The following is a 22,171-nucleotide window of genomic DNA, read 5'->3' as shown; positions in this document are numbered from 1 at the left end:
TTCCTTGCCGGAGGGGAGTGACCGTGCGGGCCTCAGTTCCGCACCGCCCACAGTGAGGGGAACATCGGGCTGAACAGCCCGGCTCGCAGATAGGCGGCCCCGGAAGTGCCGCCCGTGCCGGTCTTGCCGCCGATCGTGCGGGCCACCATCGTCACGTGACGGTAGCGCCATTCCTGGAGCAGCTGATCGATGTCGATCAGGCCTTCGGCGACCCGTGCCGCCATGCCGTCGTCGGCGTAGACCGCGCGCAGCGTCTCCTCCAGGTCCGACGAGGTGGTGAGCTGCTCGGACACGTCCCGGTCCAGCAGCTCCCGCTCGACCCGGTATCCGCCGAGCGCGAGATAGGTGAGGAAGGCGTCGAACACCGACGGGGTGTTCATAGCGGCCTGGAGACGCTGCCGTTCCGGGCCGCCCTCGGGGTAGCCGAGCGGCACCTCGGGGTCGCGCCGGCCGAGCGCCGTCTCGATCTCGCGGAACTGGGCCGACTGGAAGCCGCTGGCGTCCAGCGCGTCCCGGAAGGCCGCGAACTGGCCCGGCGTCATGGTCTCCAGCACGTCGAGATGCCCGATCAGCACCCGGAAGACCAGCGCCGCCCGGTGCAGCGCGCGCATCGCGCCGGCGGTGTCGCCCGCGGCGAGCCGGCCGCGCAGCCGCTCGAACTCGGAGAGGACCTGCTTGAACCACAGCTCGTGCGTCTGGTGGACGACGATGAAGAGCAACTCCTCGTGCGCCTCGGTGCGCGGGTGCTGGGCCCGCAGGACCTGGTCGAGCGCGAGATAGTCGGAGTACGTGGTGGTCGGTCCGAGGTCCACCGGGGCGATGCCGTCGACGCTCATCACGGCCTCCCGGACCCGGTGTGCGCCATGACGTCCTCGCGGAACAGACCGGTGGGGTCGACCCGTTCGCGGACCTCGGCGACCCGGGCGCGGACGTCCGGGGCCAGGTGGCCCTGGGGGCTGTCGGTGCTTTCCACGAACGTCGGCGCGGTGCGGCCGGTGTCCCACGGGCCGAGCGCGGTACGCAGCCGGGCCAGACGTTCCCTGATCCGCTCGGCCGGGAACAGCTCGGGCAGCCCCGCGCCCATGTACGCGTAGGCGGCGTCGAGATGGTCGAGCGCGCCACCCGCCGGGTTCGGCTCGGCCGCGGCGCCGCCGAGCTGGCGCAGCTCGGCCGCGACCAGCGGGGACGGCGTGAGCGGATCGGCGGCGGCGAGGAAGGCGGCCGCGCCGGCGTCGCCGAGCTCACGCAGGAGCAGGTGGTCGCCGAGCACGTTGACCGGACCCGGCGGGTCCATGTGGGCGAGCGGCACGTCGGCCGGACCGCCCAGGTGCCAGGTGTCGTCCAGCGGGCGGGCCACCGCGCGCAGCGGGCCGAGCAGGTCCTCGGCTGCCCGCTCGGCGGCGGCGAGGTCGGCCTGCCCGGGGGCGAGGACGGCGCCAGCGACGCACACGACGGGGCCGGCCGTCAGTTCGGCCGGGATCTCCGGGATGGGAGGCAGGTTCATGACGCGCAGCGACGTGGCGGCCTCCCGGGGCGCGTCCACCGCCCAGGTGCGCCACAGCTCGAGGATGCGCTCGGCATGACGACCGGACCACAGCGCGGCTCCGGTGACGACACCGGCGGCGGGGAACAGGGCGACTTCGACGGCCGTCACCACGCCGAAACCACCGCCGCCGCCGCGCAGGGCCCAGAACAGCTCCGGATCGTGCGTGGCGTCCACCCGGCGCGCCTCGCCGTCGGCGGTGACGAGCTCGATGGCGAGCACGCTGTTGGCCGCGAGCCCGACCCGTCGGCTGTAGAAGCTCACGCCGCCGCGCAGCAGGTATCCGGCCACGCCGACGGTGCCGGACGTGCCGTGGGGCGCGGTCAGGCCGTACGGCACGGCGGCGGCGACCACTTCGGACCAGGTGCTGCCCGCGGGAACCCGGGCGACGCGGCGCTCGGCGTCGACCTGTACGCCGCCGTCGAGCCGGGTGCGGATGAGCAGGCTGCCCTCCATCGAGCCGGCCGCTCCCGCCGAGTGCCCGGTGGTGTGGACGCGCACGGGCAGGCCCGCGCGCGCCGCGTGGGCGATCGCGGCGCGCACGTCGGCGACGCTGCGCGCGGTCACGGCGGCCGCGGGCCGGGCCGGCGACGCCTCGTTGAACACCCGGGCCGCGTCGGCGTACTCGGGTGTGTCCGGGAGGGCCGGAACGAACCCCTGCCCCGTCGTGGCCGTCATGCGTGTGCCCCTTCCGCGACACCGAAGCGCACGCGGGCGTACTCGCGGGTGGCCACGCTCGGCAGCAGCACGCCGATGCCCGCGTGGCTGTGCAGGGTGGACATGTCCCGCCAGATACGTTCGATGCGCTGACCGGTGCGGACCGAGCTGGACCCCGCGGTGGGGAACAGATGGCCTTCCACCGCGTGCCAGGCCAGCTTGATGACCTCGCGGCAGATCGTCGCCAACCGCAGGTCCTTCTCGCGGGTGAAGGCCTCCGGGCCTTCCGCGCAGGTCTGGCTCCACTGGCGGGCGGCCTCGTGCACGGCGGCCTCGGCGGTGGCGATCATGCCGGCGGCCTGGCCGTACCAGAGCTGGTAGTCGGGGTCCTCCGCGCGGACCACCTGGGTGAAGATCGTGGTACGGCTGCGCATGAGCTCCTCGTACGCGTCGAGCGCACCCTGCGCCATGCCCACCGCCAGCGAGGCGGACTCCAGCAGCATGGAACTGAGCGGCCCGCCGCCGTACTCCGGATTGCCGTGCAGCCGCAGCCCGGGCGTCCCGCGGGTCACGTCCACCTCGCTGAGGTGGGTGTCCTCGAACGCGAAGTGGGCCGGGATCCGGCCACCTTCGAAGCGGACGCTGTGCGAGCCGCTTCCCTTGAGGCCGAGCTGGTGGCCCCAGTCGTCGAGCAGGGTCCACTGGTCGCGGGGCGCGATGAACAGCAGCAGACGCGGCTCGCCGCCGTCCTCGGACTCGATCGTCGTATGGCCGATGAAGTGGGTGGCGTACGGGGCGCCGGAGCAGTACGGGAAGGTGCCGTCGATGATCCAGCCGCCGTCCGGAGCCCGCCGGGCGCTGCCCATGGGCGTGATCGTGGCCGGGCTGATGAAGTCACCCCCGGCGAAGATCTCCGCCTGGGCCGACTCCTCGAACAGCGAGGCGACCGCCAGCGCGTGCGCGGCCCCCAGCGTGTACATCCAGCCCGTCGAAGGACAGCCCCGGCCCAGCGCCTGCGCGACGCGCATGAAGGTCTCGACCCCGAACTCGTAACCGCCGTACCGACGGGGCACCAGAATCCGGTACAGCCCGGCCTGGGCGAACGCCTCGTGCGTGTCGGGCGCGTAGAAGGTGCGCTCCTCGGTCTCGGCCTGGCGGTCGACGAGGGTACGGGCCAGGGCCTCCGCCCGCCGCACCACCTCGTCGCGCGTCAGACCGGGCTCGGGCGGTGCGACCGCGCCGGCCGCGGCGGGCAGGGTTGCCGTGCTCATATGGGGAAGTCCCTTCGGTGACCGCAGGTCAGTGACGGGCGGACGGCGTGACGTTGGCGTTGCGCGAGAAGACGTTGTCCGGGTCGTACACGTCCTTGGCCGCGCGCAGCCGCGCGAGCGTCTCCGGCGGGTACACGGCCGCCAGGTCGTCCGCGTCCAGCTCGCTCAGGAAGTTGCTGTAGGCGCCGCACGAGTAGGGCGCCAGGGACTCCCAGAAGCGGGCCAGCGCCGGCGCCGCCTCCAGGTTCTCGGCGCGCGTGCCGAGCTTCGCGGTGTTGACCATCAGCTCGGCGTCGCGGTTCCCGAAGGCCGTGGCGTCCGACGGCACGCGCCCCACCGCGCCGCCCAGGCTGCGCAGCTCGACGAAGAGGGTGTCGAAGGAGCGCGCGCCCTCCAGCAGCGTGTCGACGAACGCGTCGTCGATGCCGTGGACGAAGCGGTTGCGCACCGTGGGCTGCCAGTCGCCGGGCAGCTCGCCCGGGTCCTCCAGGACCGCCGGGTAGGCCACCAGGTCGATGTTCTTGCTCTCCACGGTGCCGAGTTCGAGCAGCGGGGCGATGGCCTGCTCGGCCGCGGCGGTGTCGTCGTCGGCGAAGCACACCAGCACCGTGACCGGAGCCGGGTCGCCGCCGAAGGAGGGGAACAGCGCGATGTGCGAGGTCAGCTCGTCGGGTGCGGTGCGCAGGTATCGGGCCCAGCCCTTGATGACCTGGGCGGCCTCGGCGGCCGGGTAGGTGATGCTGCCGAAGTGGACCTGGCCGCCCTTGCGGGCGCTGATCTCGAACGACGTCACGATGCCGAAGTTGCCGCCGCCGCCGCGCAGTGCCCAGAACAGCTCCGGGTTGTCGTCCGCGCTCGCCCGCAGCAGCTGCCCGTCGGCCGTGACCACCTCGGCCGCGACCAGGTTGTCGAGGGCCAGGCCATGGGACCGCACCATCCAGCCGATGCCGCCGCCGAGCACGTTCCCCGCCACGCCCACCGTGGTGGTGTCGCCGGAGGAGAACGCGAGGTCGTGCTCCTGCAGACGGTGGGCCACGGCGATCCAGGTGGCGCCCGGCCCCACACGGACCAGGCCGGTCTCCGCGTCGAGCACCTCGACGGTGTTCAGCGCGGACAGGTCGATGACGATGCCGCCCTCGTCCGTGCTCAGGCCGGCGTTGCTGTGGCCGCCGCTGCGCACCGAGATCCGCAGGTTCTGCTCGCGGGCGAAGGCGATGGCCTTCCGCACGTCCTCGGCATCCGCGCAGCGGACGACCACGTCCGGCGAACCCTGGTGCGAGAAGACGTTGCGGACGTCCTCGTAGGCAGCGTCACCGGGGAGGACGACGGTGCCCGTGAGGCTCTGGGCCAGGGCGCTTGCCGCAGCGGAATTCATGAACTCTCCAGTGGGGATCGAGCGGGCCGGGGCGCCGGCTCAGCCTGGCACGCGGCGAGGGCCGGTGCGTCTTTCAGAATGCGGGGCTGGGCGACGGGCGTCCGGCCCCGGTGATCAGTGGTGGTACTCGCCGCCGTTGACGTCCAGGCACTGCCCGGTGACGGCCCGGGACAGGCCGGACAGCAGGAACAGGACGCTGTCGGCGATCTCGTCGGGCTCGGGCAGCCGGCGCAGGTCGAGACCGGCCGCGACCTCGTCGTAGACCTGCTGCTCCGGGACGCCGCGCTCGCCGGCGAGGTACGCGAAGTAGCCCTGCAGGGCGGGTGCCCAGATGTAGCCGGGGGCGACGGTGTTGACCCGCACCCCCTGGGGGCCGAGCTCGGTCGACAGGCTCTGCGCGAGGGCCAGCAGGCTGGCCTTGGCCATCTTGTAGGCGCCGAAGAGCGGCTTGGAGTGCCGGATGGCCACCGAGTTGATCATGACCACGGAGCCCTTGGCCTCCGCGAGGGCGGGGGCGAACAGCCGGGTCAGTCGCAGGGCGGCGTAGACGTTGGTGTCGAAGCCGGTGCGGATGTCGTCGATGTCCACCTCGGCGAGGGGGGTCATCGGGGGCACCGCGAAGGCGTTGTTGACCAGTCCGTCGACCCGGCCGAAGGTCTCGACGGTCGTCTTGACCAGCGCCTGGACGGCGGCCTCGTCGGTGATGTCGGTCGGCACCGCGAGGGCGCGCCGGCCGGTCGCCTCGACCGCCGCCGCGGTCTCCTCCAGTACGGACGGGGTACGGGCGGCCAGGACGACGTCCGCGCCCGCGCGCGCCGCGCCGAGGGCCAGCGCGCGGCCCAGGCCGGGGCCGACGCCGGAGACGACGACGACCTTGTCGTGCAGCAGTTCGTTCATGTGGGGTCCTTGTCCCGTCGGGGCCTGGCGCGCGGTCGGCGCGGTCAGACGAGGTCCTTCAGCGGCCGGTTGGCGGTGCGGTTGAGCCACCACTGCACGAGGAAGAGGTTGATGACCCAGCCGAGCCAGGGAGCGGTGCCGGTGACCTGGCCCCAGATCGCCTGGTTCTGCACGCCGAGGCTCATCAGCGTGACCACGAAGACGCGGCCCCACACGATGTTGATGGCGAAGGCGAAGCTGTAGAGCATCCACATCCGGTGGGCGAGGTAGCGGTGCTGGACCGCCCGCACGAAGCCCATCGCGGTGGTGAACAGCCACATGACGCCGCCGAGCGTGGTGCCGACGGACGGGCCCATGGACAGCGGCGTGATGAGGAAGGCGAGGATCGCGGACGGCAGCACGCCCGCGAACACGTAGGCGCGGCCGGACCAGCGGTGCACGGCGGGGTGGCGGCGGCGCAGCCACGGCCACAGCTGGAGGACGACCGTGATCAGCGAGATCGTTCCGGTGGCGATGTGGGCGACCAGCATCGGGTAGTGCTGCGGGGCATCCGGCCGGATGGGTATGAGCGAGGTCTTGGGGTCGAGGCTCAGATACGGCGGCCACACGAAGCTGAGGAACGCGAAGACGACGACGCCCAGCGGGAGCACCCAGGGGCGCCGCCACCACACGGGCGCGGGGGAGTCGGGAGCCGGGGTCCGCGGCTCCACCGTGTCCGCGGCGGGTCTGGTGCGCGGGGCCGTGTCCAGTTGCTGCGCCACTGTGTTTCCTCCTGAGAAAGTCCTGGGCCGGGCGGCGATCAGCCGACCCGGAAGCGGTGCGGCCCACGCGGCCCGGGCACCTGCCCGAGGCAGTGGGCGTTGTAGTCGTCGAGCAGGTCCCGGGCCTCGGCAGTGGCCTGCGCGAAGCGTCGCGCGGGCTCGGCCCCGGTGGTGAGCACGTCGTGCATGGCCGCCGTCATCGCGTCCTGTACGGAGACGAAGTCGCCGAGCAGCGCGCCGCGGGCGGCGCTCGACCGGTCGCCGGCCGCGAGCTGGTCGAGCGCCACCTGGTGGTGCGGGTTGGCCTCGAACCAGCCCTCTTCGTCGAGGAGCACACGGGCCGACTCGGTGACCGGGATGAAGCCGCTGGTCTTGTGCCGGGCGGCGGCGTGCCGAGGCGTCAGGAAGCTGAGGAGGAAGGCGAGAGCCGCGTCCTGGGCGGCGGGCTCCAGACCGGCCGCCAGCCACAGAGCGTCGCCGCCGATGACGTTTCCGGCGTACGGCACCTCGTCGCTGTGCGGCATCGGGGCGGCGGCGACCGCGAAGCCGCCGTCGCGGCCGGCCTGCACCATGCGCTCGGCCTCCACGGAGGTGCTGAGCACGAACGCCACCCGCTGCTCGGCGAAGGCGCGGTAGTTGCGCTCCCAGGCCGGGTAGGTGTCGTCGCCCGCCGAGCGCAGGCCGGTGTACAGGTAGTGGCCGTCGGCGTGCAGCTGCTGCCACCAGCCGGCGAAGCGCAGCATCGCGGGCGAGTCCAGCTCAGCGGTCTCGGCGCGGCCGTCCCGCCCGTTGCCCGGGGCGGCGAGCAGGGCGCCCTGCTGGGCGACCGCCTGCTGGAACAGCCAGCCGTGGTTGGGCCAGGTCACTCCGTGCGAGGGGCCGTTGTCGAGGCGGGCGACTGCTTCGCAGGCCGCGGTGAGCTCCTTCCAGGTACGGGGGAGCCCGGTCACGCCGGCGGCTTCGAGCACGGTGGTGTTGGCGTAGAGCAGGGTCGTCGACGTGAGCGGCGGGAGCGCGAAGAGGCCCTCGTCGCCGAGCGTGTAGTAGTCGCGTGCGGCGGTTACCAGGTCGTCGAGTCGTACCGGTACCCCGAGGATCTCGTCGCGGCCGGCGATGGCCCGCTCCACGGAGGTGAACAGCGGTGTGCCGTCGGCCGCGAGCAGGTCCTTGGCCAGCCGGGTCGAGGTGTAGAAGTTCTGGACGATGGCCGGCGGGCGTCCCTCGCGGGCGGCGCGGGCCACCTCCTCCGGCAGCCGCAGGTGATCGATGCCGCGGACCTCGACCCGTACGCCCGGGTGGGTCCGGCCGAACTCCTCCGCCAGCTTTCTCGTCTCGTCGATGAACAACGGCACGACCGGGTAGTCGTTGAGCCAGACTTCAAGGACGACCGCGTCGGTCATGGGGCATCGGCCTCTGCTCGGGGGAGCTGCGAAAGACAGTCGGAGCTCATTTTTTCGGCGCCGTGATTCCGTCCGCATCTTCTGACGTGCTCTCAAGGCGGCAATCTGGGAGAAGCTCCCGCCCGCGCTCCGGTGCCAGACTCGGAGCCCTTGGGCGAGGAGAGGAAGACCATGGCCGAAGAGCGCCGCAGGACACGCCCGTTCACCGGTGACGAGTACGTGGAGAGCCTGCGCGACAGCCGCGAGGTCTACATCTACGGGGACCGGGTCAAGGACGTCACGACCCACCCGGCTTTCCGCAATCCGATCCGGATGACCGCCCGCCTGTACGACGCCCTGCACGACCCGGAGCGGCAACCGGCCCTCACCGCGCCCACCGACACCGGCAGCGACGGCTACACGCACCACTTCTTCACCACCCCGCGCACGGTCGACGACCTGGTTGCCGACCAGCGGGCGATCGCCGAGTGGTCCCGGCTGAGCTACGGATGGATGGGGCGCAGCCCCGACTACAAGGCGTCCTTCCTCGGCACGCTCGGCGCGAACGCCGACTTCTACGGCCCGTTCGCGGACAACGCACGCCGCTGGTACCGGGAGTCCCAGGAGAAGGTCCTCTACTGGAACCACGCCATCGTGCACCCGCCGGTCGACCGGCATCTCCCGCCGGACCAGGTCAAGGACGTCTTCGTCCACGTGGAGAAGGAGACGGACGCGGGCCTCGTGGTCAGCGGAGCCAAGGTCGTCGCGACCGGTTCGGCGCTGACCCACTACAACTTCATCGCCCACTACGGGCTTCCCGTGAAGGAACGCGAGTTCGCGCTCGTCGCCACCGTTCCCATGGACGCGCCCGGGATGAAGCTGATCTGCCGCCCGTCCTACGCGGCCACGGCCGCCCTGACCGGAAGCCCCTTCGACTATCCGCTGAGCTCCCGCCTCGACGAGAACGACACGATCCTCGTCATGGACAAGGTGCTCATCCCCTGGGAGAACGTCTTCATCTACGGGGACCTGGGCAAGGTCCAGATGTTCACCGCCAAGTCCGGCTTCCCCGAGCGCTTCACGTTCCACGGGTGCACCCGCCTCGCGGTGAAGCTGGAGTTCCTCGCCGGCCTGCTGGCCAAGGCCCTGGAGGTGACCGGCACCAGCGAGTTCCGCGGTGTGCAGAGCCGCCTGGGCGAGGTGCTGGCCTGGCGCAACCTCTTCTGGGGACTCTCCGACGCCGCCGCCCGCAACCCGGTGGCCTGGAAGAACGGCGCCCTGCTGCCCAATCCCGAGTACGGCATGGCGTACCGCTGGTTCATGCAGATCGGCTATCCGCGGATCAAGGAGATCGTCCAGCAGGACGTGGCGAGCGGACTCATCTACGTGAACTCCAGCGCCGACGACTTCGCCAACCCGGACATCCGCCCGTACCTCGACAAGTACGTGCGCGGCTCGGGCGGTACGGACGCCGAGGGCCGCGTCAAGGTCATGAAGCTGCTGTGGGACGCGGTGGGCACCGAGTTCGGAGGCCGGCACGAGCTCTACGAGCGCAACTACGCCGGCAGCCACGAGAACACCCGGGTGGAGATGCTCTTCGCCCAGACCGTCAGCGGCCAGCTGGACCAGTACAAGAGCTTCGTCGACGACTGCATGAACGAGTACGACCTGAACGGCTGGACCGTTCCGGACCTCGATTCCTTCGACGGACTCAGGAAGACCAGGAACGAAGCGTTCCGTGACTGAGGAGAACACCCCATGACGCACAGTGTCGAGGAGACCGCCGCACGGATCTGGACGGAGGTGCTGCGGCCCCGCCCGGGCACCGAGGGCGCCTCGTTCTTCGAGCTCGGCGGCCAGTCGGTCTCCGCCCTGCGGATCGCGGCACGGGTCGAGTCGGAGCTCGGTGCCGAGCTCGACATCCGAGTCCTGTTCGAGGACCCGGACCAGGACACCTTCGTCGACGCGGTCGTCCGGACGGTCGCCGCTGTGACGCGGAGCAACGCCGCGTGACGGCCGTCGCCGCGACCGCGCCGGCCGTCGCCGCCGCACCGGACGAAGAGGTGCCGCTCTCGGTCCAGCAGGAGTTCCTGTGCCTGTGGGACAAGGGCGACGACATGGGTCCGTTCGGCCCCCGCTTCCACATCGTCGACGGCTGGCGCGTGCGCGGGCCGGTCGACCCCGCCCTGCTGCGCGCCGCGCTCGACGACGTCGTCGTACGGCACGAGGCGCTGCGCACCACCGTCGTCCGCGACGCGGAACCCCGCCATCAGCGGATCCTCGACCCGGCGCCGGTGCCGCTGGAGATCCGGGACCTTTCCGGCATCGACCCGGCTGACACCGAGGCCCGCCACCTGCGCTGCGAGGAACTCCTCAACGAGATCGCCGCGGACACCATCGGGGTGGGCCGCATGCCGCTGCTGCGCGCCGTGCTCGGCCGGTTCGACGACGAGGACGCCGTCCTCGCCCTGATCGCCCACCACACCGCGGTGGACGCCTGGTCCATGCAGGTCATCCTGCGGGACCTCGCGGCGCTCTACGCCGTGCGTGCCGGGGACCGCGGGGCGGCGCCGGAGCCGGCCCCGCAGTACCGCGAGTACGCCCGGTGGCAGCGGTCCACGGAGGCCCGCAAGGCCGAGCACGCGGCCCGCGCGTTCTGGCGCGACAAGCTCGACGGCGCCCGCGCGCTGGCCCTGCCCACCGACCGTACGCGCACGGAGGCACCGGACTTCTCCACCTCCTGGCACCGGTTCGGCTGGGGCGAGCGGCTGCGCGAGCAGGTGACGCAACTGGCCGCAGAGTCCCGCAGCTCGGCGTTCATCGTCCTGCTCGCGGCCTTCAACGTCTTCCTGCACCGGCAGACCGGCGACACCGACATCGTCGTGCCGACCTTCACGCCGGGGCGCACTCAGGCCCGCTTCCAGGACGCCGTCGGATCCTTCTTCAACTTCCTCCCGCTGCGCACCGACCTCAGCGGCTGCGCCACCTTCCGGGACGTGCTCGCCCGCACCCGCGAGACCTGCCTGGAGGCGTACACCCGGGAGATCCCGCTGGCGACCGTCCTGGAGGAGGCGCCCGAGCTGATGGAGCGGGTCGCCGTCGACGGCCTGGCCTCCTGCGTCTTCCAGGTCATCCAGACCCCGTTCACCATGGCCGGCGAGCGGATCGGACCGCTCGCGTACGAGGCCGTGCGCCGCAAGGTGCTGTCCCAGACGGTCGGTTCGGACATCCCCGACGGCACCCTGCTGTGCCTGGAGATCTCCCCGACCGGCGAGCTGATCGGCGAGCTGGGCTTCAGCAGCAACCTCTACGACGTGAGCACCGTACGCGGTCTGGTCGCCGGCTTCCGCGAGGTGCTGAGCGAGCTGGTCGCCGCGCCCGACACCGTACTTCCCGACCGCCCCGACGTACCGACGATCCCGACCCAGGAGTGACGACAGGTGAAGTTCCTGCTCATCATGCACATGAATCCGGCGCTGTGGGAGAAGCTCTCCGCCGAAGAGCAGCAGGAGGTGTTCGACGGACACGACCGCTTCCAGGAGATCATCCGCGCCAGCGGGGAGATGGTCGGCACCAAGGCCCTCGACTTCCCCGCGAACACCACCCGGGTGACGGTCCGGGACGGCTCCGTCGAGGTCGCCGACGGCCCCTACGTCCCGGGTGAGACGTTCCTGTGCGGCTACTACGTCGTCGAGGTCGCCTCCAAGGAACGCGCCGTGGAACTCGCGGCGCTCATCCCGGACGCCAAGCTGACGACCGTGGAGGTCCGCGAGGTCATCCACGACGCCGGCGCCGAGTAGCCCGACGACAGCGAACGAGCGAGGGGCCCACCGCGTACGCGGTGGGCCCCTCGCTCGTCGGTCCGCTCAGTCGCGCGGACGGCGGACCGTGACGATGCTGTACGCGATCCGTTCCGCGCCCGGGCTGAAGAAGTCGGCCATGGCCTCCTTCAGGCCCGCGACCGCCTCGTCGCCGAAAGCGGCCCGGATCGATTCCCGGCCCTCCTCGGCGGCCTCGACGTACTTCGCCCCCAGGCCGAAGACACGCGGCCCGCACTGGGTGTACTCCTCGACGTGGAAGCCCGCCGCCCGCAGCGCCTCCACCCACGCCTCGACCGGCTGCAGGTGCGGCAGCGTCAGCTTCTCCGCGAGGACGTCGCGCTCGGCCCACGGCACCCCGGGGGCCAGCGTGTAGTCCGTCATGGTGAGCGCCCCGCCCGGGCGCAGCACCCGGAACAGCTCGGCGAGTGCCTTGGGCAGGTCGGGCGCGTACTGAAGCGATTCCATGGCCATCACCGCGTCGAAGGAGCCGTCCGCGTGGTGGCCCAGCTCGGCGTAGTCGCCGTGCTCGAAGCGCACCCGGTCCGACAGGCCACGCGCGGCCGCCTTCTCGGTGCCGGACCCGGCCTCGAAGCGGCTCACGGTCACGCCCGTGACATCGGCGCCGGTCTCCTCGGCGACCAGCAGGGCCGGCCCGCCCGGTCCGCAGCCCGCGTCAAGGACACGCTGCCCCGGCCGGACCCCGAGCACGTCGACGACCTTGCGGGTCAGCCGACGCGAAGCCTCGGCCATCGGCGTCGGGTCGTCGGGGCCGTACCAGTACGACAGGTGCGCCTGGCCCTCGTTGAAGACGTCGGAGACCGGGGACGACTGGTCCCAGCGCTCGCCCTCGCGGAGCTGCTCCGCGGTCGTGGTGGTCATTTCTCCTGCTCCCGGCGGATCAGTAGGTGACGACGGCTCGGAAACGGACCTCGCCCTTGGCGGCCAGGGCGACCGCCTCGGCGATCCGCTCCTTGGGGAAGACCTCGACGATCGGGTCGACCTTGCCCTGGGCGACCAGGTCGAGCGCCTCGGTGAGGTACTCCAGTCCGTTGTGGGTGGCGCCGATGATCTGCTGGCGCTGCGCCCACACGGGGCTGGTCGGACCGATCGAGAAGGCGCCCTCGGGGTCGATGGTGGCGAGCACCAGACGCCCGTTGGGGCGCAGGCCCTGCAGGGCGTCGGTGGCCGCCTCGTACGAGGTGCCGGTCACCACGATGACGTCGGCGCCGCCGGCGGCGGCGAGCTCCGCGCCATTGGCCACGACGGTGGAGGCGCCCAGCTCGCGGGCCAGGTCGTGCTTGTCGGGGGAACGGGTGATCGCGACGGTGTCGAAGCCGCAGGCACGGGAGAACTGCAGCGCCAGATGGCCCAGCCCGCCGATGCCGAGGACCGCCACGCGCTCGTGCGGCTTGGGGTCCGCGGCCCGCAGCGCGCTCCACGAGGTGTATCCGGCGCAGAGCATCGGAGCGGCCTGTTCGTAGCTGACGTTCTCGGGCAGCAGCACCGTGGAGTCGGCGAGCACGGCCACGTACTCGGCGTGGTGACCGGGGACGGTCAGGCCGCTCATCACGGGGGCCGCGCAGTTCATGCCCGACTGGCCGGTCAGCGGCAGGTTCAGCTTGCAGTAGTCGCACTGGCCGCAGGTGCCCTGCACCCACGTCGCGCCGACCCGGTCGCCGACCTTGCGGTGGGTGACACCAGGCCCCACGGCGACGACGTCGCCGGCGGCCTCGTGACCGACCACGACCGGATCGAACTCGGGGAACGGGAAGTGGCCGTCGGTCACCCAGACGTCGTTGTGGCAGATGCCGGAGGCGCGCACCCGGATCAGCACCTGGCCGGGGCCGGGCTGGGGAACCGGGACGTCGCGCAGCTCCCACTCCGCGCCGACCTCGGGCACCACGGCGGCCTTCATGGTCGCCGGGCGGGCGTCCAGGAGCACGGGAAGCTCGGCGACACCGTTCATGATGAACGTGCCCTGCGGCCCGATCTCCTCAGCCGGCACGGCCAGGCCCAGGTGGGGGAAGCGCTCGAACAGCGCGGCCAGCGCGATCTCCGCCTCCAGGAGGGCCAGCGGCTGGCCGATGCAGCGGTAGATGGCGTGCCCGAAGGAGAGGTGCTCCTTGTCGGCGCGCGTGATGTCGAAGCGGTCGGCGTCCTCGCCGTGCACGGCCGGGTCGCGGCCGATGGCCGCGTAGTTGACGAGCACCGGCTCGCCCTTGGCGATGGTGACGCCGCCGATCTCGACGTCCTCCACGGGGAAGCGGAACGGCAGGTGCGCGACCGGCGCCTCCACGCGCAGCGTCTCCTGGATGACGTCCTGCCAGGTGGCCTTGCCGTCGCGGACCAGCGCGAGCTGCTCCGGGTGCGTCAGCAGCGCGAGGACGGCGTTGGCGATCAGGTTCTTCACCGGCTCGGTGCCGGTGGCGAGCATGATGTGCAGCGTGCCGACCAGCTCGTCGTCCGACAGCAGGGCGCTGTCGGCGGCCTGCGCCGCGACGAGGTCGCTGGTCAGGTCGTCGCCCGGGGCGCGCCGCTTGGAGTCGACGAAGTCGAGCATCTCCTGGTGCCACCGCTCCACGTTGGCGGCGGCCTCCTCCGGCGTGATGCTGGTGTCGACGTTCACCTCGCCGCCGCGCAGCATCTCGGCGCGGGCCTCCGCGGGCACCCCGAACAGGTCGCAGATGGCCCTGGCCGGCAGCGGATGGGCGAAGCGGCCCTTCAGATCGACGGGCTCGCCGGCCGGCAGGGCGGCAAGCTCGTCCAGGAGCTCGGCCGTGATCGCCTCGACGGCCGGGCGCAGCGCCTCCACCCGGCGCGGGGTGAAGGCCTGGGCGCACGGCTTGCGCAGCCGGGTGTGGTCCGCGCCGTAGGCGGTGGTCATGTTCTCCATGAGCACCCAGCCGATCAGCGGGAAGTCCTCGCCGACCTCGCCGTCGACGAAGGCGTCGAAGTGCTTGCGGCCGTCCTTGGAGAAACGGTGGTCGCTGAGGATCTCCCGGGCGATCGCCTGGTCGGTGACCGACCAGGCCATCACACCGCCGGGCAGCTCGATCCGAGCCACCGGTCCCTGCGCCCGGATACGGGCGCCCTCGGCGTGGATGTCGGAGCCCAGGGGGTCCAGGGCGACAGGGCAGCGGCGTTCCATTCGGGAAGTCCTCCGGCGGATCTCGGTGGGCCTACAGGTAGACGGTGTTGGGCTCCTGGCCGCAGATGATCCGGCCGTACAGCTCGAGGTTGGTGTTGGGGTGGAGGATCGCGTGCAGGTTGATGGTCTGCACGTCGCGCTCGATGCGCTGGATCGGCACCGAGTTGTAGATCGAGGAGCCGCCGCTCGCGGTGTTGAGGAGGTCCACGGCCTCCTTGGCGCGCTGGGTGACGGCACCGAGGTCGAGGCGGACCCGGGCGCGCTCCTCCAGCGTCCACTCCTCGCCGGCGGCGCCCTTGGTGTCGACCATGGCGGCGGCGCGGTGGGCGTGGAAGTCGGCCTCGTCGATCTTGACGGTGGCCTCGGCGACCTGGAGGTGCGTCAGCGGGGCCTCGGACTGGTTCTCGTACGAGGTGTACGTGATCTTGCGGCCGGGCAGCCGGTCCAGGAAAGCGTCCTTGGCGGCGCGGGCGAGGCCGAGCGCCGGGGCGGAGATGGTGGCGCAGGCGGTCGGCATGAACGGCGCGCTGTACAGCGGGGAGCCCGCGTTGAGCACCGAGCGGTGCTGGCCCATGAGCACCGGCACCATGGGGAGCACGCGCTCCTGCGGGACGAACAGGTTCTCGGCGATCGTGGTGACGCTGCCGGTGCCGCGCAGACCGGCGGTGTGCCAGTCGTCGACGATGGTCAGGTCGGAGACCGGGATGGCCACCATGACCGGCTGCGGCTGGCCGTCCTCACCGACGAGGATCGCGGCGTTGGTGTTCCACTGGCTGTACTGGACACCGGAGTTGAACGACCACTTGCCGTTGAGCACGACACCGCCGGGGACCGGGGTGGCCATGGCGGTCGGGCTGAGGATGCCGCTGATGCGGACGTCGGGGGTCGAGAAGATCTCGTCCTGGACCTCGTCCGGGAAGAGGCCGACCATCCAGGAGCTGATGGCCCACACGGACGCCGTCCAGGCGGCGGAGCCGTCGCCACGGGCGAGCTCGGTGAGGGTGTCGACCACGGTGCGCATGTCGGACTCGTAGCCGCCGTAGCGGTGCGGGACGCGCATCTTGAGAATTCCGGCCTCGGTGAGAGCCTCGACCGTCTCCGGGGACAGGTTGCGGTTCTCCTCGCCGACGGACGCGTTCTTCTGCAGCAGAGGAATCAGATCCGTTGCACGGCGGACGATTTCCTCACGGGTCGGCGCCTCGATGGTCTTCATGAATTCTCCTGAATCGGTCACCGGAGTTGGGCCGAGAGGATCGTTTCACCGAGGCATCGGCGGTTCCATATTCGATGTTGCTCACTACAAGAACGGTGCGCGGCGAGCCGGGGGAAGCTCGCCGCGCACCGAGTTTCTCCGGGTGTCAGCGCTTTTCCGCGGTGATGATGACGAAGGTCCCAGGACCGGTCTCCGCCACCGGGGAGAGCCCCGCGTCCGACAGCCAGGTGTGGATCTGCTCGGTCTCGAAGAGCTTGATCCCGTCCGGGCTGCCGGGGAAGGCGTGCGAGCCCTGGAAGTAGCGGTAGACGGGGTCGGAACCCCACCTGAACGTCAGCAGGGTGAGCCGGCCGCCCGGACGCAGCACCCGCCCGATCTCGTCGATCGCCGCCTTCGCGTCCGGCAGCGCCTGCAGGGCGTTCCAGCAGTTGACCGCGGCGAGCGAGGAATCCGCCACCGGCAGCGCCAGCGCACTCGCTCGCAGGGTCGCGATCTCGGGCAGCCGCGACCGCAGACCGGCGAGCATCGGGGCGATGAGGTCCAGGGCCAGCACACCGCCGTCCCCGGCGGCCTCCGCCACGACCGCGGTCCAGCGGCCCGCACCGGCGGCAACGTCCAGGACCGGCCCGTCGACCGCGGCAAGCTGCTCGGTCAGATAGGCGTCCTCGTCGGCGGGCGTGACAGCGCCGCCCCAGTTCTGGCCCATCACCCGCAGGAACGCGGGGCGCAGCACGTTCTCGTAGTGGAAGCCGATGCCCTGGAGGCCGGCCGCGTTCTGGAGCACGTCGTCGTCGCCGTGGGCGTCACCGGCTCCGGCGGACAGGTCGAGCACCCCGTACGGCAGCGGATAGCTGCGTGCACAGCCGGTGCAGGTCGCGCCGCTCTGCTCGTACGAGAGGGTGGCGCGGCAGTCGGGGCAGCGCAGCACGTCCGCGAAGCGGCTGAACTCCTCGATGCGCGGGGCAGGCGGCTCGGCGGGCCGGGCGTCGGCGTGCACGCTGGTGTCGTGGACCACGGTCGGCGTGCCGTTTCGCAGCGCCCACAGCGCCTTCGCGCCCGTGTAGGCGAGCACCGAGCGGGTGTCGCTCGACCAGGTGGCCTTGAGCTGTTCGGGGGTGAGGTTGCTGATCCAGCTCTGATCGAAGGCCAGCTCCGCGTCGCCGAGCTGCCACTCGTGCGGGGAAGGCCACACCCGGCCCAGAACCACATTGTCGGGATCGAGGGGCTGCAGGCAGCGCTCGAGACGGGTCCGGTCATCCGGCGTCAGCTCGGTACCGGCCGCCGCTTCGAGGATCGCGTCCCGGTCCTCGCCCAGATGGGAGAGCAGGTACAGGGCGGCGAGCTGGAGCGGGCCGCCCGGCTGGGCGCCGGTCAGCAGCGGGAGGTAGTGGGCGAGGCCCGCGCGTACCGCCGTGGTGAGCGGGCCGGCGCCGGTGGCGTGTTCGGTCTCGGCGAGCAGGCCGAGCAGCAGCGCCAGACGGCCCTGGCGGGCCTCGTCGGCGTCCGGCAGGGCGGCCACCAGCTCCGGCACTGCCGCCGGGGCCGCGTCGGTGGGCTTGCCGGCGGCCCACAGCGCGTCGGTCAGGCGCAGGAACGCCGCGTCGAGGTCATCGGGCGCGGTGTGCAGCAGGTCCTTCAGGAGGGTGTCGGTGGTCGGGGCGACCGGGGCGACAGTCATGGGGTTGCGGTCCTTTCGAGGCGTCAGAGGGGCGGATGGCCGCAGCGGGCGGACCGCCGGGCGCGGCCCGCGCGGGCCCGGCGGACGGTCCGCCTCTGACGGCGGGACCGGCCGACCGGTGTGCGTGCCGCGCGGTCAGCGCAGGACGATGTCCGTGTGACGGTCGAGCGCCGCCAGGAACTCGCCACGGGACAGGGCCGCGGCGATCAGCTCGATGTCATCGGCCATGTAGCGGTCCACGCCCAGGGTCGGGACCAGCGAGCGGACGGCGTCGTACGTCGCCTTCGCGGCCGGGCTCAGACCCTCGTAGCGGCGCGAGACGTCCACGGCCTGCGCGGCGGCGAGGAACTCGACGGCGAGGATCTTGTTGTTGTTCTCCAGCACGCGGCGGGCGTTGCGGGCCGCGATCAGGCCCATGCTGACCACGTCCTGGTTGTCGCCGTTGGACGGGACGGACTGGGTGCTGGCCGGGCCGATCGTGCGGTTCTCGGCGACCAGAGCAGTCGCGGGGTACTGGGCGCCGGCGAAGCCGCTGTGCAGGCCGGGGTCGCCGGCCACCAGGAACTCCGGGAGGCCGTAGCTGAGGTGGCGGTTGAGGACGCGGTTGACCTGGCGCTCGGCGAGGACACCGAGCTGGGTGAGCGCGATCGTCACGAAGTCCATGGCGAAGGCGATCGGCTGCCCGTGGAAGTTGGCGCCGTGGAAGATCTCCTGGCCCTCGAAGAACAGCGGGTTGTCGTTGGAGGAGTTGAGCTCGATCTCCAGCTTCTGCACGGCGTGGTACAGGGTGTCGCGGACGGCGCCGACGACCTGCGGGATCGCGCGCAGCGAGTACGCCTTCTGGAGGTAGATCTCCGAGCGCTGGACGTCCTTCTCGAGGTCCTTGCTCTCCTGGAGTTCGCGGCGCAGGTCGGCGTGCTCGACGGTCAGGTTGCTGCCGTGCATGAGCGCGCGCATGTTGGCGGCGGTGTCGATCTGGCCCTGGTGCGGGCGGGCGATGTCGTGGCCCTCGGGCAGGAAGGGGCTGGTCGAGCCGCGCAGCGTCTCGATGAGGAGTGCGGTGACGATCTCGGCCTGACGGGCCTGGGTGAGCGCGCGGCCCACGACGAGGGAGCCGAGACCGGTCATCGCGGAGGTGCCGTTGATCAGCGCGAGGCCCTCCTTGAACTTCAGCTTGAGCGGCTCGATGCCCAACTCCTCGAGCACCTTGCCGGTGGCCACCGGCTTGCCGTCGCGCAGCACGTAGCCCTCGCCGATGAGCGTGCTGGCCACGTGGGACAGCGGGGCGAGGTCGCCGCTGGCGCCCAGGGAGCCGATCTGCGGGATGGCCGGCGTGATGCCGAGGTTGAGGTAGAGGGCGAGCCGATCCAGGATCTCGGGACGCACCGCCGAGTAGCCCTTGGCCAGGGTGTTCAGGCGGGCGGCGACGATGGCGCGCGCCTCGTCCTCGGCGAACAGCGGGCCGACGCCGGCGCTGTGGCTGCGGACCAGGTTGGTCTGGAGCTCCGTCTCCTTCGACTTGTCCACCTGCATGTAGATCATCTCGCCGTAGCCGGTGGTCACCCCGTAGATCGGGATGTTCTGCTCGGCGATGCCCTCGAACATCTCCCGGCTCCGGGCGGCCTTCGTCTTGGCGGCTTCGGTGACCTGGGCCGTCACGCCCTCCTCGGCGACCTGGCGCACGGAGTCGATGGTCAGGCTCTCGCCGTCGAACGCGACCGGAACGGTGGATGTCTCGACTGCAGTCAACGTACTCACTCCCAGTGGAATCGGATGAAGGTGAAGAATGCGGGTCAGGCCGCGAGGGTCTGTGCGCGAAGGCGAGAGCGGTCCACCTTGCCGGCGGTGTTGCGCGGCAGGCGTCCCGTGGCCCGGTGGAACGTCGCGGGCAGGTTCAGGGGACCGAAGTGCCGGCCCAGGTGCGCCCGCCATTCGGAGGCGGAGCCGACGGGCTGCCCGTCGTCGTCCCGCCGCGGCACCACGTGCACCGCGAGCCGCCGGATCAGGCCCGAGGTCTCCTCGACCACCGGGACCACGGCGCACTCCAGGACGGACGCGTGGGAGGACAGCGAAGCCTCGATCTCGGTCAGTTCCACGCGGTTGCCCGAGAGCTTGATCTGGAAGTCCTCGCGCCCCCGGAATTCCACGGCGCCGTCCGGCAGCCGACGTCCGAGATCGCCCGTGCGGTACCAGCCGGCGGTCGTTCCGGGGCCGTCCAGCCACTCCACGGGACGGAACGGCGTGCGGTCGTCGCTGCCCAGGTAGCCAGGGGTCACGTAGGGAGACCGCACGACGATGGTTCCGGTCACTCCGACCGGACACGTCAGGTCGTGTTCGTCGAGGATCAGCAGCTGACGTCCCGGGATCGGCCGGCCGATCGGAACCGGGCCCCGCGTGGTGCCGGTGACCTCGTGCCAGGTGGCGGCGACGACCTCCGTCGGCCCGTACAGATTGAAGACACGCGCGGTCGGAAGCGCGGCGCCCAAGCCCGCGACGAGCTCCGCCGGCAGTGCCTCGCCCATGAGCAGGATGTGGCTGAGCGCGCCCAGCCGCGGACCCGCCCCCGTCTGCGTGATCACGTCCAGCAGGTCGCGGGCGAAACTGGGTACGGTCTGGATGTGCGTGATGCGCTGCTCGGCCAGCCAGGGCACGAGCCGGTCCGGGTTGATCCGGATGTCGTCGGGGACGACGTGCAGCGTGCCGCCGGCGACGAGGGTGGCGCAGACCTCGGCCAGGGCCGGGTCGTGCTCGGGGGAGACCCACTGGACCACACGAGCGCCCGGTCCCATCGCGAACTGCGTGCCCATCCAGTGGGCGAACTGAGACAGGGCGGCGTGGGACTGCGGGATTCCCTTGGGACGCCCGGTCGATCCCGAGGTGAAGGCGACGTACGCCAGGTCCGTGGGAGCGACCTCGGGCGTCAGGCCGGCCGGGGCGCTCTTCGAGGGCTCGCCGGCGACGTCGAGCACCCGTCCGCCGAGCTCGTCGCGGTACCACACGAGCAGTTCGTCGGCGCCGTGCTCACCCTCGACGACCACGCAGGACGGGCGCAGGGTGGCGAGCATCGACCGGCCGCGTTCACCGGCCGAACCGGGCGCCAGCCACAGGAGTTGTGCGCCGCGGGACAGGACGCCGAGCAGAGCGGCGATCCGCAGCGGCCCCGGGGGCATCCGGACGGCCACCGCGTCACCGTGGCCCACGCCGGCGGCGGCGAGCCGTCGGGCGACGTCGAGAGCGATGGCGTCGAGCGAGGCGTAGTCCGTCGTGTCGCCCCGCCACTCGACGGCGGGCGCGGTCGTGCGGGCGTGCGCTGCCACACGTACGTGCACGGGCTCACTCCCGCCGACGGGCGTGAACGCCGGCAGCGCGGCGTACCGTTCGGCCACCGCGGCGTCAGGGGTGTGCGGCGGCAGTGCGGCCACGGGGGTGTCCGGTGCGTTCACCGCCACCTCCAGCAGCGTGCGGAACCGCTCCAGCACATCCGCCGCCGCCGCGGCGTCGTACACCGACTTGCGGTACTCGAGACGGCCGGACAGCCGGGGCGAGACCGTGTCGAGGACGAGCGCGAGCCCCGTCGTCACGGGAACCCTGTCCGGTACCACCGGTCGCGCCGGCAGACCCGCCAGGCGGGACACGGCCGGTGCGGCAGAGCGGTCGACGAAGACGGCGTCGTGCTGCGGCACGGACCAGGCGCCGCGCGGTGGACGCGGAACGAGGCCGAGCAGCCGGTCGAAGGTCCCGTCTCCCGTGTAGCCGCCGTGCCGCAGCAGCAGCGCCCGGAATGCCGCCAGGACGACACCCGCCGGCGAAGCGTCCCGCGCTGCGGCGGTTTCGCCCACCTGCCGGACCTGGTCGCCGTCCCACGAGAACGGCAGGACGCCCCCTTCGTAGCGCGGATGCGCCTGCACCGGCGCGGCGGGAGCGACCACCGGGCGGATACCGCCGGGCAGGCCGTCCTCGCAGGTCTCCGCCTTCCCCCGGCCGCGCAGGTACGCGGCCGACAGCGCGTCGAGCAGCAGGCCGAAGCCCTCGTCGGTCGTTTCGTGGTCCACGCGGACGAACAGCACCAGGTCCGTCGCGGTGAGGCGGGCCGCGAAGAGCCCGGCCCGCGGGCCGGGCGCGGACGAGGCCGGCTCGGTGGCCCAGCGGCCGCAGAGGGCGGCCGCCAGTGCGTCGACATCGTCCACGGAAAGCGCGGTGACATCGGTGAAGACGACCGGGTCGGCCGTCACGGCGTCGCCCAGCGTGCGCACGGCCGTCTGCCAGGCCGGCCGCAGCACGGAGAGGTCGAGGCACCCGCTGAGCCGATAGCCCGCGTACCGGGGGAACCCCGGAAGGTACGCCGACGGCTTCGCGCTGGAGTGATTCGCTGCCGCTTCGATGTTCACGGCGCCATTGTTCGACCGGACGGGCGAGGGGTCTTCTCCT

The 22,171-nt window shown here is 71.9% G+C and carries 17 protein-coding genes; 4 read left to right on the top strand and 13 right to left on the bottom strand.

What is annotated here, in order from left to right:
* Positions 1-32: 32 nt before the first annotated feature.
* From ACIRSU_RS35040 to ACIRSU_RS35010, 7 genes are all read right to left on the bottom strand, one after another.
* Positions 33-836, bottom strand: a complete 804-nt coding sequence (locus tag ACIRSU_RS35040) for a tryptophan 2,3-dioxygenase (protein WP_403801211.1) — start codon at positions 834-836, stop codon at positions 33-35.
* Positions 836-2,221, bottom strand: coding sequence for an FAD-binding oxidoreductase (locus tag ACIRSU_RS35035; RefSeq protein ID WP_403801209.1), 1,386 nt, complete (start codon positions 2,219-2,221; stop codon positions 836-838). The genes ACIRSU_RS35040 and ACIRSU_RS35035 overlap by 1 nt, the downstream gene beginning before the upstream one ends.
* On the bottom strand, positions 2,218-3,471 hold the full coding sequence (locus ACIRSU_RS35030; RefSeq protein WP_403801207.1) for an acyl-CoA dehydrogenase family protein: 1,254 nt from the start codon (positions 3,469-3,471) through the stop codon (positions 2,218-2,220). Before ACIRSU_RS35030 ends, ACIRSU_RS35035 begins: the two co-directional genes overlap by 4 nt.
* A 28-nt stretch (positions 3,472-3,499) precedes the next feature.
* Complete coding sequence (locus ACIRSU_RS35025) at positions 3,500-4,846, bottom strand: FAD-binding oxidoreductase (RefSeq protein ID WP_403801205.1); 1,347 nt, start codon at positions 4,844-4,846, stop codon at positions 3,500-3,502.
* Positions 4,847-4,960: 114 nt separating this feature from the next.
* A complete protein-coding gene (locus ACIRSU_RS35020) occupies positions 4,961-5,743 on the bottom strand; it encodes an SDR family oxidoreductase (RefSeq protein WP_403801203.1) in 783 nt (260 codons plus the stop codon).
* A gap of 44 nt (positions 5,744-5,787) precedes the next feature.
* Positions 5,788-6,504, bottom strand: coding sequence for a DUF2306 domain-containing protein (locus tag ACIRSU_RS35015; RefSeq protein ID WP_403801200.1), 717 nt, complete (start codon positions 6,502-6,504; stop codon positions 5,788-5,790).
* 38 nt (positions 6,505-6,542) lie between these two features.
* Complete coding sequence (locus tag ACIRSU_RS35010; protein ID WP_403801197.1) at positions 6,543-7,904, bottom strand: extracellular solute-binding protein; 1,362 nt, start codon at positions 7,902-7,904, stop codon at positions 6,543-6,545.
* Between the two features lie 171 nt (positions 7,905-8,075).
* Here ACIRSU_RS35010 and ACIRSU_RS35005 point away from each other — a divergent pair, with 171 nt between their 5' ends.
* The 4 genes from ACIRSU_RS35005 to ACIRSU_RS34990 are packed head-to-tail and all read left to right on the top strand — an operon-like array spanning position 8,076 to position 11,683.
* On the top strand, positions 8,076-9,629 hold the full coding sequence (locus tag ACIRSU_RS35005; RefSeq protein WP_403801195.1) for a 4-hydroxyphenylacetate 3-hydroxylase N-terminal domain-containing protein: 1,554 nt from the start codon (positions 8,076-8,078) through the stop codon (positions 9,627-9,629).
* Positions 9,630-9,641: 12 nt separating this feature from the next.
* Positions 9,642-9,896 carry a phosphopantetheine-binding protein gene (locus tag ACIRSU_RS35000; protein WP_403801192.1) on the top strand — a complete coding sequence of 85 codons (255 nt, stop codon included), beginning with the start codon at positions 9,642-9,644 and terminating at the stop codon, positions 9,894-9,896.
* Positions 9,893-11,317, top strand: a complete 1,425-nt coding sequence (locus ACIRSU_RS34995) for a condensation domain-containing protein (RefSeq protein WP_403801190.1) — start codon at positions 9,893-9,895, stop codon at positions 11,315-11,317. The genes ACIRSU_RS35000 and ACIRSU_RS34995 overlap by 4 nt, the downstream gene beginning before the upstream one ends.
* 6 nt (positions 11,318-11,323) lie before the next feature.
* Positions 11,324-11,683 carry a YciI family protein gene (locus tag ACIRSU_RS34990; RefSeq protein ID WP_403801188.1) on the top strand — a complete coding sequence of 120 codons (360 nt, stop codon included), beginning with the start codon at positions 11,324-11,326 and terminating at the stop codon, positions 11,681-11,683.
* Between the two features lie 66 nt (positions 11,684-11,749).
* On the opposite strand, the gene ACIRSU_RS34985 is transcribed toward ACIRSU_RS34990, so the two are convergent.
* The 6 genes from ACIRSU_RS34985 to ACIRSU_RS34960 form a co-directional block, all read right to left on the bottom strand.
* Positions 11,750-12,583 carry an SAM-dependent methyltransferase gene (locus ACIRSU_RS34985; protein WP_403801185.1) on the bottom strand — a complete coding sequence of 278 codons (834 nt, stop codon included), beginning with the start codon at positions 12,581-12,583 and terminating at the stop codon, positions 11,750-11,752.
* A gap of 19 nt (positions 12,584-12,602) precedes the next feature.
* Positions 12,603-14,852, bottom strand: a complete 2,250-nt coding sequence (locus ACIRSU_RS34980; protein WP_403801182.1) for a cytochrome P450 — start codon at positions 14,850-14,852, stop codon at positions 12,603-12,605.
* 31 nt (positions 14,853-14,883) lie between these two features.
* Positions 14,884-16,065: an acyl-CoA dehydrogenase family protein gene (locus ACIRSU_RS34975; protein ID WP_403801180.1), complete on the bottom strand. Its 1,182-nt coding sequence runs from the start codon at positions 16,063-16,065 to the stop codon at positions 14,884-14,886.
* Positions 16,066-16,210: 145 nt separating this feature from the next.
* Positions 16,211-17,743 carry a methyltransferase domain-containing protein gene (locus ACIRSU_RS34970; RefSeq protein WP_403801176.1) on the bottom strand — a complete coding sequence of 511 codons (1,533 nt, stop codon included), beginning with the start codon at positions 17,741-17,743 and terminating at the stop codon, positions 16,211-16,213.
* Between the two features lie 135 nt (positions 17,744-17,878).
* Positions 17,879-19,492, bottom strand: coding sequence for a tyrosine 2,3-aminomutase (gene cmdF, locus ACIRSU_RS34965; RefSeq protein WP_403801173.1), 1,614 nt, complete (start codon positions 19,490-19,492; stop codon positions 17,879-17,881).
* 44 nt (positions 19,493-19,536) lie between these two features.
* Positions 19,537-22,131, bottom strand: a complete 2,595-nt coding sequence (locus ACIRSU_RS34960) for an AMP-binding protein (protein ID WP_403801170.1) — start codon at positions 22,129-22,131, stop codon at positions 19,537-19,539.
* Positions 22,132-22,171 lie beyond the last annotated feature (40 nt).

It is taken from the genome of Streptomyces sp. NPDC101160, assembly GCF_044768205.1.
Classification (GTDB): domain Bacteria; phylum Actinomycetota; class Actinomycetes; order Streptomycetales; family Streptomycetaceae; genus Streptomyces.
This window is presented reverse-complemented; position numbering and strand designations above follow the sequence as displayed.